Annotated in this window: 12 protein-coding genes and 3 tRNA genes; 7 read left to right on the forward strand and 8 right to left on the reverse strand. The window is 70.5% G+C overall.

The window, feature by feature from the left end; genetic code table 11:
* Positions 1 to 6 precede the first annotated feature (6 nt).
* From ftsH to tilS, 3 genes are all read right to left on the reverse strand, one after another.
* On the reverse strand, positions 7 to 1992 hold the full coding sequence (ftsH, locus tag BIU94_RS09510; RefSeq protein ID WP_071258178.1) for an ATP-dependent zinc metalloprotease FtsH: 1986 nt from the start codon (positions 1990 to 1992) through the stop codon (positions 7 to 9).
* 155 nt (positions 1993 to 2147) lie between these two features.
* Positions 2148 to 2699, reverse strand: a complete 552-nt coding sequence (gene hpt, locus BIU94_RS09515) for a hypoxanthine phosphoribosyltransferase (RefSeq protein ID WP_017887686.1) — start codon at positions 2697 to 2699, stop codon at positions 2148 to 2150.
* Positions 2700 to 2708: 9 nt separating this feature from the next.
* Positions 2709 to 3728: a tRNA lysidine(34) synthetase TilS gene (tilS, locus tag BIU94_RS09520; RefSeq protein ID WP_071258181.1), complete on the reverse strand. Its 1020-nt coding sequence runs from the start codon at positions 3726 to 3728 to the stop codon at positions 2709 to 2711.
* 64 nt (positions 3729 to 3792) lie between these two features.
* Here tilS and BIU94_RS09525 point away from each other — a divergent pair, with 64 nt between their 5' ends.
* A complete protein-coding gene (locus tag BIU94_RS09525) occupies positions 3793 to 4284 on the forward strand; it encodes an inorganic diphosphatase (protein ID WP_071258184.1) in 492 nt (163 codons plus the stop codon).
* A gap of 81 nt (positions 4285 to 4365) precedes the next feature.
* On the opposite strand, the gene BIU94_RS09530 is transcribed toward BIU94_RS09525, so the two are convergent.
* Both BIU94_RS09530 and BIU94_RS09535 read right to left on the reverse strand, forming a co-directional pair.
* Positions 4366 to 5820, reverse strand: coding sequence for an NlpC/P60 family protein (locus BIU94_RS09530; protein ID WP_071258217.1), 1455 nt, complete (start codon positions 5818 to 5820; stop codon positions 4366 to 4368).
* A gap of 34 nt (positions 5821 to 5854) precedes the next feature.
* Positions 5855 to 7132: a M23 family metallopeptidase gene (locus BIU94_RS09535; RefSeq protein ID WP_071258219.1), complete on the reverse strand. Its 1278-nt coding sequence runs from the start codon at positions 7130 to 7132 to the stop codon at positions 5855 to 5857.
* 258 nt (positions 7133 to 7390) lie between these two features.
* On the opposite strand from BIU94_RS09535, the gene BIU94_RS09540 reads away from it, so the two are divergent.
* From BIU94_RS09540 to BIU94_RS09550, 3 genes are all read left to right on the forward strand, one after another.
* A tRNA-Glu gene (locus tag BIU94_RS09540) sits at positions 7391 to 7463 on the forward strand.
* Positions 7464 to 7516: 53 nt separating this feature from the next.
* A tRNA-Asp gene (locus BIU94_RS09545) sits at positions 7517 to 7593 on the forward strand.
* 1 nt (position 7594) lies between these two features.
* Positions 7595 to 7667 (forward strand) — tRNA-Phe (locus BIU94_RS09550).
* Between the two features lie 188 nt (positions 7668 to 7855).
* Here the strand turns inward: BIU94_RS09550 and BIU94_RS09555 are convergent.
* On the reverse strand, positions 7856 to 8866 hold the full coding sequence (locus BIU94_RS09555; RefSeq protein WP_071258221.1) for an aldo/keto reductase family protein: 1011 nt from the start codon (positions 8864 to 8866) through the stop codon (positions 7856 to 7858).
* A gap of 483 nt (positions 8867 to 9349) precedes the next feature.
* Between BIU94_RS09555 and BIU94_RS09560 the strand changes: the two genes are divergently transcribed.
* Entirely contained in the window at positions 9350 to 10342 is a 993-nt protein-coding gene (locus BIU94_RS09560) for an NAD-dependent epimerase/dehydratase family protein (protein WP_071258223.1), read from the forward strand.
* An 86-nt stretch (positions 10343 to 10428) separates the two neighbouring features.
* On the opposite strand, the gene rocD is transcribed toward BIU94_RS09560, so the two are convergent.
* Both rocD and ddaH read right to left on the reverse strand, forming a co-directional pair.
* Entirely contained in the window at positions 10429 to 11658 is a 1230-nt protein-coding gene (gene rocD / locus BIU94_RS09565) for an ornithine--oxo-acid transaminase (RefSeq protein WP_071258225.1), read from the reverse strand.
* Positions 11658 to 12560 carry a dimethylargininase gene (ddaH, locus tag BIU94_RS09570; protein ID WP_071258228.1) on the reverse strand — a complete coding sequence of 301 codons (903 nt, stop codon included), beginning with the start codon at positions 12558 to 12560 and terminating at the stop codon, positions 11658 to 11660. The genes rocD and ddaH overlap by 1 nt, the downstream gene beginning before the upstream one ends.
* A gap of 235 nt (positions 12561 to 12795) precedes the next feature.
* Here ddaH and BIU94_RS09575 point away from each other — a divergent pair, with 235 nt between their 5' ends.
* On the forward strand, positions 12796 to 13233 hold the full coding sequence (locus tag BIU94_RS09575) for an Lrp/AsnC family transcriptional regulator (RefSeq protein ID WP_071258236.1): 438 nt from the start codon (positions 12796 to 12798) through the stop codon (positions 13231 to 13233).
* Positions 13234 to 13243: 10 nt separating this feature from the next.
* Positions 13244 to 13627, forward strand: coding sequence for a hypothetical protein (locus tag BIU94_RS09580; RefSeq protein WP_083404729.1), 384 nt, complete (start codon positions 13244 to 13246; stop codon positions 13625 to 13627).
* Position 13628 lies beyond the last annotated feature (1 nt).

A 13628-nucleotide genomic window follows, 5' to 3' on the forward strand; every position in this document is an offset into this window, starting at 1 on the left:
GGCCGCCTAGGCGGGTGCGATGCCCGGGTTGCCGAACGGACGGTGACGCGGGGCCTTCGACGGCTCGCGGTCATCCGGCTCGACGGCGGTGTTCGCCGCCTTGCCGGAGGCGATGGCGGGCAGGTCGCTCACCGGGCGCTTGTCGCTGGAGAGCCACTGCGGGCGCTCCGGCAGCTTGCGGACGTCCTTGAAGATCTCGACGAGCTCGGGGGCGTCGAGCGTCTCCTTCTCGAGGAGCTCACCCGCCAGGCGGTCGAGGATGTCGCGGTTGTCGTTGAGCACCTGGTAGGCCTCGTCGTGCGCGGCCTCGAGCAGGGCACGGGTCTCGGCGTCGACCGTCTCGGCGATGTTCTCCGAGTAGTCGCGACCGGTCCCGCCGCTCATGTCGCGGCCGACGAACGGCTCGCTCGACCCGGAACCGAGCTTGACGGACCCGACCGCACGGCTCATGCCGTACTCGGTGACCATCTTGCGTGCGGTGCCGGTGGCCTTCTCGATGTCGTTCGAGGCCCCCGTCGTCGGGTCGTGGAAGACGATCTCCTCTGCGACGCGACCACCCATGGCGTAGGTGAGCTGGTCGAGCAGCTCGTTGCGGGTGACCGAGTACTTGTCCTCGAGCGGCAGCACCATCGTGTAGCCGAGGGCACGGCCGCGCGGCAGGATCGTGATCTTCGTGACCGGGTCCGTGTGCCGCATGGCTGCGGCCGCCAGGGCGTGTCCGCCCTCGTGGTACGCCGTGATGAGGCGTTCCTGGTCGGACATGATCCGGGTGCGGCGCTGCGGGCCGGCCATCACGCGGTCGACGGCCTCGTCGAGGGCACGGTTGTCGATGAGCTGCGCGTTCGAGCGGGCGGTCAGCAGCGCGCCCTCGTTGAGGACGTTCGCCAGGTCGGCACCGGTGAAGCCCGGCGTCTTGCGGGCGAGCAGCTCGAGGTCGACGCTCGCGGCGAGCGGCTTGCCCTTCGCGTGCACCTCGAGGATCTGCTTGCGGCCGGCCAGGCTCGGTGCGTCGACGCCGATCTGACGGTCGAAGCGGCCCGGGCGGAGCAGGGCGGGGTCGAGCACGTCGGGACGGTTCGTCGCGGCGATGAGGATGACGTTCGTCTTGCCGTCGAAGCCGTCCATCTCGACGAGCAGCTGGTTGAGCGTCTGCTCGCGCTCGTCGTTGCCACCGCCGATGCCGGCACCGCGGTGGCGGCCGACGGCGTCGATCTCGTCGATGAAGACGATGGCCGGCGAGTTCGCCTTGGCCTGCTCGAAGAGGTCACGGACACGGCTCGCACCGACACCGACGAACATCTCGACGAAGTCCGAACCGGAGATCGAGTAGAACGGCACGCCCGCCTCGCCGGCGACGGCGCGCGCGAGCAGGGTCTTGCCGGTGCCGGGAGGGCCGTACAGCAGCACGCCCTTCGGGATCTTCGCGCCGACGGCCTGGAACTTGGCCGGCTCCTTGAGGAACTCCTTGATCTCCTGGAGCTCCTCGATCGCCTCGTCCGAGCCGGCGACGTCCGAGAAGGAGACCTGCGGGTTCTCCTTGTTGTTCATCTTCGCCTTGGACTTGCCGAACTGCATGACCTTCGAGCCGCCGCCCTGGGCACTCGAGAGCAGGAACCAGAACAGGGCACCGATGATCAGGAAGGGCAGCAGGATGCTGATCAGCGACAGGAACCAGTTGCCCTGGGACACGTGGTCGTTGTAGCCCTTGGGCAGGTCGGCGTCGTTGACGGCGGTGACGACCTCGTCGCCGCGCGGCGTGGAGTAGTAGAACTGCTCCTGCTTGTCGCCGTCCTTCAGGGTGAGGTCGACGCGCTGCTCGGTCGAGTTGATGACTGCGGACGAGACCTTGCCGTCGGCGAGCTGCTCGAGCCCCTTCTGGGTCTCGATCTGCGACGTGCCGGCCTGGCTGAGCAGACTCCAGCCGATGAAGATGCCCGCCAGCGCGATCAGCACGTAGAGGTACGGGCCGCGGAAGATGCGCTTGAAGTTCATGTGATCCGGGCTGAGATGCCCGACACCTTTCTCTGCCGAAGTTGCGTGCTGATCAGCATACGGCTGCGATTCTGTGGCGAGAATGGGTGTCCTCTGCGGGCGAACTCACCGTTCGGCGAGTGTCCGCGGCGCGAGACCGCGCGGCCCGGACCCGCTCAGCTGTAGACGTGCGGGGCGAGGACGCCGACGCCGCGCAGGTTCCGGTAGCGCTCGTCGTAGTCGAGGCCGTACCCCACCACGAAGGCGTCCGGGATGTCGAAGCCGACGTACTTCACGTCGACCTCGACCTTGGCGGCCTCGGGCTTGCGCAGCAGCGCGACGATCTCGACGCTCGCGGCCCCGCGGGACTGCAGGTTCTGCTTGAGCCACGACAGGGTCAGCCCCGAGTCGATGATGTCCTCGACGATGAGGACGTCGCGCCCGTGCAGGTCGGTGTCGAGGTCCTTGAGGATCCGCACCACACCCGACGACTTCGTGCCGGAGCCGTACGACGACACCGCCATCCAGTCCATCCGCGCCTGCATCTTCAGGTGTCGCGAGAAGTCCGCCATCACCATGACGGCCCCCTTGAGGACCCCGACGAGCAGCGGGTCGCGCCCCGCGTAGTCGGCGTCGACGACCGCCGCGAGCTCGGCGAGCTTCTCGTCGATCTGCTCGGGGGTGAAGAGCACTTCGGACAGGTCTGCCTGGACGTCGGAGAGTTCCACCGCCCCAGCCTAACCGGCGCTGAACGCGATGCGGTCGCCGATCCGCGCCGCACGGACGCCCGGCAGGTCGATCGGCCCCTGGCCGCTCCAGTCCGTCACGAGCCGGCAGACCTCGAGCGTCTGCACGCGGGACAGCGTCACCCCGAACTCGCTCCGCACCGCGAGCCGGACCAGCCGCTGCCGCAGCGCCGGCGGGTTCGCGGCGAGTCCCGGCACGGACAGCGAGATGCCCGCCTCGGAGTGCTCGGCCAGGTCCTCGGCGATCTCCTCCGCGAAGTGGTCGAGCGCCGCGGCGTCCTCGCGCAGTTGGTCGGCCGTCCGGGCGAGCGCCTCGGGCACCCCGGCGCCGAGCTCCCGTTCGAGCACCGGCATGAGCACCTGCCGCACCCGCACCCGGGCGAACGCCGGGTCGTCGTTCTGCGGGTCCTGCCAGGGCGCGAGGCCCGCGGCGGCGCACGCCTGCCGGGTGGTGTGGCGCCGCACCGCGAGCAGCGGCCGGCCGTAGGCCGGGCCCTCAGCACGCCGGACGAGCGGCTGCATGCCGGACAGGCTGTCCGGCCCGCTGCCGCGCACCAGGCCGAGCAGCACCGTCTCGGCCTGGTCGTCGAGCGTGTGCCCGAACAGCACGAGGGGTGCGCCGACGGCGGACGCGACCTGCGCGATCGACGCGTGACGGGCCTCCCGGGCGGCGGCTTCCGGACCGCCGTCGGAGCCGACGGCGACCCGACGGACCGTCACCGGGTCGAGTCCCAGCTCCGCGGCCTGTCGGGAGGCACGGGTCGCCACCGCCTCGGAGTCCGCCTGGAGCGCGTGGTCGACGACCACCGCCCCGGACCGGAGCCCCTGCTTCGTCGCCTCGAACGCGGTGGCCGCGGCGAGCGCGAGCGAGTCCGGTCCGCCGCTCAGCGCGACGAGCACCAGGTCGCCGTCGGCGACGACACCCTGGTCGCGGGCGTCGGCGAGCAGCGTGCGCACCGCTCGACGGGTGTCGGCGACCGCGGGGTCCAGCCGGGGGCGCGGAGAGTTCACCCGGTAACGTTAGCCGCGCTTTCGGAACCACCGACAGCCCGTTCGACAAACCAGGAGTGCAGACATGGCCGCGTACGACGTCGTCGTCGAGATCCCCAAGGGCAGCCGCAACAAGTACGAGGTGGACCACGAGACCGGTCGCGTCTACCTCGACCGCGTGCTGTTCACGTCGTTCGTCTACCCGACCGACTACGGCTTCTTCGAGAAGACCCTGGCCGACGACGGCGACCCCGTGGACGCACTGCTGCTGCTCGAGTTCCCGACGTTCCCCGGTGTGGGCGTCAAGGTCCGTCCGGTCGGCGTCTTCAAGATGAGCGACGAGGCCGGCAAGGACGAGAAGGTCCTCGTGGTCCCCGCGAAGGACCCGCGCTGGGCGCACATCCAGGACATCTCCGACGTCGACGAGCAGACGAAGGCCGAGATCGCGCACTTCTTCGAGCGCTACAAGGACCTCGAGCCGAACAAGTGGGTCAAGGCCGAGGGCTGGGGCGACGCCGCCGAGGCCGAGGCGATCGTGCAGGCCGGCCAGGCCGCGTACGTGCCCGCCGGTCACTGACGCGCCGGTGACGCTTCCCTGACGACGAACGGCGCCCGCTCTCCATCCGGAGGGCGGGCGCCGTTCTGCGTCGTGCTGCGTCTACAGGGCGCCGCTCGGACGGGCGACGTAGGGCAGGAGCTGGCTCGGGGTCCAGACCGCCCGCTCGACCACGCCGACGCCCGGACGGGCCGCCTCGACCATCATCCCGTTGCCGGTGTAGATCGAGTCGTGGTAACCGCCTGAAGCGGTTCCGTTCGACGAGTAGAACAGGATGTCACCGGGCTGGCGCTGCGACAGCGGCACGAGCCGTCCGATCGAGGCGAAGTGGTTGTACTGCCAGACCACGTTGTGACCGCCGGTCGGGATGCCCTGCGAGCCGTAGGCCATCATCACGAGACCGGAGCAGTCCCAGGTGTTCGGCCCGGCGCCGTTCAGCACGTACGGCTTGCCGAGCTGGGCCCGCGCGTAGGCGATGGCGCCGGCGGCCTTCGACGGGCCGCTCGGGACGGTGGGCGTCGGAGCGGGGGCGGGGGCCGGTGCGGGCTTCGGCTTGCTCGGTGCTGGGGCCGGTGCCGGGTTCGCTGGGGAGGGCTTCGGCTTGCTCGGCTTGCTCGGCGCCGGCTGCGCGGGTGCCGGGTTCGCCGGGGTGCTCGTCGAGGGGGTGCTCGTGGACGGCCTGCTCGTGGACGGCGTGCTCGTCGACGGGTCGGAGGTGCCGGTGGACGCGCCCGGGCGGGTGCCCGTCGCTCGTCCGTCACCGTCGTCGTCGCGTGCGGTCTGCGCCGCCAGGGCGACCTCGGCGGCCTTCGCCTGTTGTGCCGTCCAGTACGCGGTCTCCGTCGCGACGCTCGTGCCCTTGAGGTAGGCGAGCTGGCGCAGGACCTCGTCCTGCTGCTCCTGCTGCTCCTGCACCCGGGACTGCGCGTCGGCGGACACGTCGTTCGCCGTCGTGAGCGCCGTCTCGGACGTCCGGGTCGCCGCGCGGAGCGCCGTGGTCGCGGCGTCCTGCTGGTCGGCGAGGGAGTCGACGGTCTTCTGGTCCGCCCGCGCCTCGGCGAGGACGGTCGCCGACCGCTCGGACAGGTGCGACATCGTGCCGACGCGGTAGAGCAGGTCCTCGGAGTCGGACGCGTCGACGAGCATCGCGGTGGACAGGTCGCCGCCGCCGGTGCGCGACAGCTCGACCACGAGGCCGGCGACCTGCCCGGCGGAGTCGTCGGCCTTCGCCTTCGCCCGCTTCGACTGCGCGGCGAGGTCGTCGAGGGTGTCCTGCGCCTGCTGCTGCTGCGACACCGCCATGGCGTACGCCTGTCCCGCCTGCTGCTCGACGACACCGGCGCGGTCGGCGGCCTCCTGCAGCGTCGTGAGCCGCGAGCTGAGCTCGTCGACGGTCTGCTGGGCGTCGGCGGCGTCCGACTTGGCGGCCTTGACGTCGTCCCACGAGGGGCCCGACGGGGCAGCCTGGGCCGGGCCGGCGACGACGAGCGACAGCCCGAGGCCGAGCACGGCGACGGTCGCGATCCCGCAGGACAGGGAGCGGGCGGACAGGTTCATGACGTGGGCCGGGGCCTTCCGACGGCGCTGATGCTCAAACCGAGATCCCCCGCGCTGCCATGAAGGGGACCGGGTCGACGGCGGCACCGTTGATCCGGGTCTCGAAGTGCAGGTGGCAGCCGGTCGACCAGCCGGTCGAGCCGATCTTCGCGATCTGCTGCCCAGCGGTGACGTGTTGCCCGCTCGTGACGAGGATGCCCCCGTCGACGACGTGCCCGTAGGCCGTCGAGATGCCGCCGCCGTTGTCGAGCACGACCTCGTTGCCGTAGCCGCCGCCGTTGCCGGCGAAGGTCACGGTGCCGTCGTGCGCCGCGTAGATCGGCGCGTAGCAGGCGGGGGCCAGGTCCACCCCGGCGTGCAGTGCCGTGTAGTGCGTGTACGGGTCGACGCGGTACCCGTAGCCGCTCGTCTGGAAGCCGCCGGACGGCCGCACCCAGCCGGCCGAGTTCGCCGTGCCACCGCCGGTGCCGCCCTGGCTCGTCGCCGCGGCCTTCGCCGCCGCCCGGGCCGCCGCGGCCGCGATGCGCTCCTGCCGCGCCTTCTCGGCGGCCACGCCCCGCTTGTACGCCGACTCGACGCCGCGTTGCTTCGTCGTGAGCGCGGTGAGCTGCGCCTCGAGCCGGGTCTCGTTGTCGTTCTGCGCGTCGACGGCCGTCTGCGCCGCGTCCGCCGCGCCCTGCGCTTCCTGCATCGTCGACTGCGCGGCGTCGGCGAGGTCGCCGAGGGCGTCCTTCGCGGAGTCGGCCTTGTCCGCCTGGGCCTGGGCCGTCCCGCGGTCCTGCGTGGCCTGCGAGTAGATGCCGTCGGCCTGCTCGCTGAGCTTCGACATCGCGCCGAGCTCGTACAGCAGGTCGCCGGAGTTCGACGGGTGGGTGAGGATGTCCGTCGTCACGTCGTTGGCGCTCGCCCGCCCGAGCTGCGCGGCGAGCTGGCCCGCCTGCTCCTCGGACTGCGTCGCGGTCTTCGCCGCGTCGTCGGCCTGCGCCTGCAGCTTGTGCTGCGCGAGCGCGGCGGCGTCGTACTTGGTCTGGGCGGCCTGGTACGCCTCGCCGGCGGCCTGCGCGGCCTTCTGCTTCGCGGCGGCCTCGGTCTGCAGCGACGAGATGAGCGACTTGATCTCGGAGACCTTCGCCTGCTGGGCGCTGGTCGACTTCTTCGCCTGCTGCACCTCGCTCCACGACGGGTAGGACGCAGCACTGGCCGACGTGGTGGGCGCCAGCGCGGCGAGCGTGCCGGCCGTGAGCACGACGGCGACCGCAGCGGCGACGAGGCGGCTGCGGGAGCGGAGGGAGGACTGGGCTGAGGTCGACATGTATCTCGATTTCGTAACAGCGCGGCAAGGCTCACGCACGTAACACTGTTAACAGAGGCAACAGTAACAACAGGAGACGCAGGCTCGACAGCCCCTCGGACGAGGGATGCCGGCCGCCGACGATGCTCGCACCACGGCCTCCGACGAGCCTGCGGCGACGGCGCGACACGCCGGGGATCACGGGCGAACAGGCCTCGATTTGTGAAACCCGCGGGGCATCCGTATGCTTGTCCATCGGTAGCGCGATGCACTGCTTGCGGCCCTATCGTTTAGTGGCCTAGGACACCGCCCTTTCACGGCGGCAGCACGGGTTCGAATCCCGTTGGGGTCACTCTCCGAGTGAGCGAGCAAGTAGTACTGAACAACACCACAGCAATTCAACATGGCCCTGTAGCGCAGCTGGTTAGCGTGCCGCCCTGTCACGGCGGAGGTCGCGGGTTCAAGTCCCGTCAGGGTCGCCACGGCTGGATAGCTCAGTTGGTAGAGCGTTCGACTGAAAATCGAAAGGTCCACGGATCGATGCCGTGTCCAGCCACCGGTGAAGGCCCCCTGCTTCGGCAGGGGGCCTTTTCGGTTGTCTGAGGGGTGTTCCTTCGGGGGCCTTCGGCGGCGGGCCGGTTCGGTCACGCGCCGGTTCGCTTCCGCCTCGCACAACGGCAGTCACCCCGAACCACGCGAGTGTGCGGTTCGGGGTGACCCCGGTTGTGCGGACCGATCGGGCGATCAGGCCTCGCGGGTCTTCGGGCTGCTGTCGTTCGTCTTCGCCGGGTCGCGCTCGACCACGGAGCCGAGCACGTCGTCGATCCGGGTCAGCAACTCGGCCGGGATCGTCACACCGGCGGCGCCGGCGTTGTCGTGCACCTGCTCCGGACGCGAGGCGCCGATGATCGCGCTCGCGACGTTCTCGTTCTGCAGCACCCACGCGACGGCGAGCTGCGCCATCGACAGGTCGAGCTCGTCGGCGATCGGCTTGAGCTCCTGGACGGCCGAGAGCACCTCGTCGTTCATGAAGCGCTCGATCATCTTCGCGCCGCCCTTGTCGTCCGTGGCCCGCGAACCCTCGGGCAGGGGCTGACCGGGCTGGTACTTGCCGGTGAGCACGCCCTGGGCGATCGGCGACCAGACGATCTGCGAGATGCCGAGCTCCTTCGAGGTCGGCACCACCTCGTCCTCGATGACGCGCCACAGCGCCGAGTACTGCGGCTGGTTCGAGATGAGCTGGAAGCCGAGGTCCTTCGCGAGCGCCGCACCCGCACGGAGCTGGTCGGCGGTCCACTCGCTCACGCCGACGTACAGGACCTTGCCCTGCCGCACGATGTCGGCGAAGGCCTGCATGGTCTCTTCGAGGGGGGTCTCGTGGTCGAACCGGTGCGCTTGGTACAGGTCGACGTAGTCCGTCTGCAGCCGCTCGAGCGAACCGTCGATCGACTCGAGGATGTGCTTGCGGGACAGGCCGGTGTCGTTGTGCCCCTTCGGCCCGGTCGGCCCGAACACCTTCGTCGCGATCTCGAGGGACTGGCGCCGCTCCCCCTTGAGCGCCTCGCCCAGGACGGTCTCGGCGCCGGTGTTGGCGTAGACGTCGGCGGTGTCGAACGTCGAGATGCCGACCTCGAGCGCTGCCTTGACGCAGGCGATCGCCGCGTCGTTCTCGACCTGTGAGGCGTGGGTGAGCCAGTTGCCGTAGGTGATCTCGGAGACCTTGAGGCCCGAGTTGCCGAGGTAGCGGTACTCCATGTGCGTGTCACTCCTGTCGTGGCCGCGTCGGTGCGGCTCGACCCGTGACGGTAGTCCTCGGGTCGGTGCCAGAGCACAGCGGCCGAAGTCGTCCACACGACGAAACCCCGGCGATGTGGCCTGAGCCAGGGATCGTTCCGGGGTCTTCGCTGTCCATCCTCGCATGTCTCCGTCGGCGCGTGCGATTGCGGACGAGCGCGGCGCACAGGCACTCACATGAACCAGTTGTTCCTTCAGTCGTTCGTCCAGCTGCTGTCCGACGAGGTGCCGTCTGCGCTGATCCAAGCCGTGGTCTTCACAGGCGTATCGATCGCCGCAGACTTCGTCCGTGGTCGAAGGCTCCGTGAGCGGTCCGGTCACGGAGGCAGGATGCCCCTGCGCCGCACTGTCCGCTCGGGCCACGGTCGCGCCCGGTCCGTCGATGAGGTGCAGGATCGAGGAAGCGCGGCACGGAGCGGTGCCGCCAGGAGCGAGGGAGCACCCATGACCGGAGCGAGCGTGTTGTTCATCGGCGGGAGCGGCGTCATCAGCGCCGCCTGCGTGCGGGAAGCCGTCGAGCAGGGGTTCGACGTGACCGTGCTCAACCGGGGGACCACCGGGGGCAGGCCGATCCCGGAGGGTGTGACGCGCCTCCAGGCCGACGTGTCCGACCGCGGCGCACTGGCGGACGCACTCGGCGACCAGCGCTTCGACGTGGTCGTGAACTGGATCGCCTTCACGCCGGACCAGGTGCAGGCGGACGTCGACTTCTTCGCGGGGCGGACGCGGCAGTACGTGTTCATCAGCTCGGCCTCGGCGTACCAGACGCCGGCGACGCACCTGCCGATCACGGAGTCGACGCCGCTGAAGAACCCGTACTGGCAGTACTCGCGCGACAAGATCGCGTGCGAGGAGCTGCTGGTGCAGGCGTACCGGGAGCAGGACTTCCCGGTGACGATCGTGCGGCCGTCGCACACCTACGACGAGACGAAGCTGCCGCTGACCGGCGGGTGGACCGCGGTGGCGCGGATGCGGGCCGGCAAGCCGATCATCATCACGGGTGACGGGACCTCGCTGTGGACCCTGACGCACAGCCGAGACTTTGCGGTCGGGTTCACGGGGCTGCTCGACCGGGCTGCAGCCATCGGGGAGGCGTTCACGATCACGAGCGACGAGGCGCCGACGTGGAACGCCATCGCGCACGAGATCGCGGCGGCGGCCGGGGTCGAGGACCTGCGGATCGTGCACGTGCCGGCGGACGCCATCAACGCGGTGGACCCGGAGTGGGGTGCGGCGCTGCTCGGGGACAAGGCGAACAGCTCGGTGTTCGACAACAGCAAGGTCCGGTCGCTCGTGCCGTGGTACCGGCCGCGCACGACCTACCGGCAGGGGGTGCGCGAGGTCATCGCCTGGTACGAGGCCCACCCCGAGGAGCAGGTCGTGGACGAGCGACTCGACGCGCTGATGGACGAGTTGGCGGCGCGCTGGGCGGTGTGAGCCGCACTGGGTGAGCAGAAATGGTCGGGTGCCGTGTGGCGACCCGACCATTTCTGCTCACGAAGCGAACGCGTGGAGCGAACCCGTCAGGCGCGCGCGGCCAGGACGTCCGACAGCGTCCCGATCGCGGTGCGCACCTCGTCGTCGGTGACGACCAGGGGCGGCGCGAAGCGGATCGTCGACCCGTGGGTGTCCTTCACCAGGAGCCCGCGGTCGGCGAGGTCCTTCGCGATCGCCTTGCCGGTGCCGAGCGCGGGGTCGATGTCGATCCCGGCCCAGAGTCCGGCCACGCGGTGCGACACGACGCCGTGCCCGACGAGCTCGTCGAGCAGGCCGCGCAGCAGCGGTTCGCCCTCGAGGGCCCGCTGCTGGAACGTGCCCTCACCGAGCATCGCCACGACCTCGGCGCCGACGGCCGCGGCGAGCGGGTTGCCGCCGAAGGTGGACCCGTGCTCACCGGGGCGCAGGACGCCGAGGACGTCGCGCGAACCCACGACCGCCGACACCGGCACGATGCCGCCGCCGAGGGCCTTGCCGAGCGTGATGAGGTCGGGGCGCACTCCGACGCGCTGCACCGCGAGCGTGTGCCCGGTGCGACCGAGGCCGGACTGGATCTCGTCGGCGACGAACAGCGCACCGAACTCGTCGCAGACCTGCCGGACGGACGGGAGGTACGACTCCGGCGGGATGACCACGCCGCCCTCGCCCTGGATCGGCTCGAGCAGCACGGCGACGACGGTCTCGTCCATCGCCGCGCGCAGGGCCGCAGCGTCGCCGTACGGCACCGTGCGGAAGCCCGGGGTGTACGGGCCGAAGTCGTCGCGGGCCGAGGGGTCGTCGGAGAACGAGATGATCGTCGTGGTGCGGCCGTGGAAGTTCCCGGACGCGACGATGATCGTCGCCCGCTCGGCCGGGACGCCCTTGACGCGGTAGCCCCAGGCGCGGGACACCTTGATCGCGGACTCGACGGCCTCGGCTCCGGTGTTCATCGGCAGGACCATCTCGGTCTCCGTCAACGCCGCCAGTGCCGTGGCGAACGGGCCGAGCTGGTCGTTCACGAACGCGCGGCTCGTGAGCGTCACGCGGTCGAGCTGTGCCCGTGCGGCGGCGAGCAGCCGCGGGTTGCCGTGGCCGAAGTTCACCGCCGAGTACGCGGCGAGGCCGTCCAGGTACTGCTTGCCGTCGACGTCGGTGACGGTCGCTCCGGCACCCGACGCGATGACGACGGGCAGCGGGCTGTAGTTGTGCGCGAGGGCGCGGTCCTCGACGGCGAGCGCCGCCGCGGTGTTGACCCCGAGCGACGCTGCCGCCGACATCAGCTGACCCCGAGGGAACGCGCGACCGAGGTGCCGGTGCCGACCGGGTGCAGGTCGAGCGTGCAGCACTTCACACCGCCACCGCCGAGCAGCAGCTCGGACAGGTCGACGCCGATCGGGTTGTAGCCCTTCTCACGCAGCTGCGACGCGAACGTGGTCGCGCGCGACGCGATCACGACGTTGTACCCGTCCGAGTACGAGTTCAGGCCGAGGATCGCGGCGTCCTCCTCGGTCGCGATGATCGCGTCGGGGAAGCGCTCGCGCAGGATCGCCAGCGACGGCTCGTCGAAGGCGCTCTCGAGGTAGGCGATGTTCGACCGACCCGAAGCGTCGGGCTCCGGGTCGAGCACGGCGATGGCGGTGTCGAGGTGGTAGAAGCTCGGGTTGATGAGCTTGAGCGTGACGACCTCGCGGCCGTAGATCGTCGCGAGCTCGTCGTGCGAGGTGCTGTCCGACCGGAAGCCGGTGCCGGCGAAGATGGTGTCCCCGATGAGCAGGAAGTCGCCCTCGCCCTCGTTGGTCTGCTCCGGCTCGGCGACGGTCAGGCCGGCCTGGCGGAACCAGTCCATGTACGCCGGGCCCTCAGGCTGGCGCTCCGGGTACTGGAACTTCGCGCCGTAGGCGATGCCGTCGAGGACGAACCCGCCGTTGGCTGCGTAGACCATGTCCGGCAGGCCGTCGATGGGGTCGATGTACGAGATGTCGAAGCCGAGCTGCTCATAGACGGCGACGAGCGACTCCCACTGCTCGACGGCCTTCGACGTGTCGGTCGGCTCCTCCGGGTGCATCCAGGGGTTGATCCGGTAGCTCACCGTGTAGAAGTCCGGCTTGCACATCAGGATCGTGCGCTTCGTGGCGACACGGGCCGGAGCGGTGGGAGTGGCGGGTGCGGTGTTCGACATCAGTCCTCCGAGGACCGGGGTCCGAGCCTGCCAGGAACCACCACTGAAGAGATGCTCCGGCGAGATGCAGGCTCACTCGCCGTAGCGGACCAGGTCGACGCCGCTCCGATCCTCGCACAGACCGTCCGAGCCGTGCAGTGCTCCGTGCCGAACCGCGTGGCACCCGTTCGGGTGACGCACGATTCGTGCGTGGAACCCGTCGGGCTCGCAACGACCCCGCGTACGATGGGAGTCGATGGACACACTCGATCACCGCATCCTGGACCAGCTCCGGGACAACGCCCGTGCCGGCTACGGCGACATCGGGTCGGTGGTCGGACTCTCCGCGTCGGCCGTCAAGCGCCGGGTGGACCGACTCGTGGGCGACGGGGTGATCCAGGGCTTCACGATCAAGGTCGACCCGGCGGTCGAGGACCGCGGCACCGAGGCCTGGGTCGAGCTCTACTGCCGCGGCACCGTCTCGCCCGACGAGCTGCGGGCGCTGCTCGACACCGTCCCCGAGGTCGTCGACGCCGGCACAGTGACCGGCAGCGCCGACGCCGTCGTGCACATGCGCTCGAAGGACCTGTCCGCGCTCGAAGAGGCGCTCGACCGCGTCCGCCTCGCGCCCCAGGTCGACCACACGCGCTCGGCGATCGTGCTCTCCAAGCTCGTCAGTCGCGAATCCGCGTAACGTCCCACGCATGGGACGGATGACGACGGCCAGGAGGCCCGGATCACCGCCCACGGGATCGCGTCCCGCCCGTCGGCTGGTCGCCGCTGCGAGCGTCGCCTACCTCGCGAACTGCCTCTGGGGCACCGCGGTCGCCGTGCGGCTCATCCGCACGAAGAAGCTCCGCGTCGTGCACCACGGGCTGTTCGTCGTCACCGCGACCCTGACCGGCGTCGCCGCGACCACCCCCGTCTGGACGCGCGACCGGACGGCGCTGTTCCTGCTGCCGGCACTCGTGCCCCTGGCGGTCGCTCCGCGCACGGACCCGCGCTCCCGAGCACACTGGAGGGTCGCGGTCGCCGCCGCACCGTCCTACCTGGCAGCGGTGCTCGCCGGCCGACGACGAGAGAGGTGAG

It is taken from the genome of Curtobacterium sp. MMLR14_006, assembly GCF_001864985.1.
Lineage (GTDB): Bacteria > Actinomycetota > Actinomycetes > Actinomycetales > Microbacteriaceae > Curtobacterium.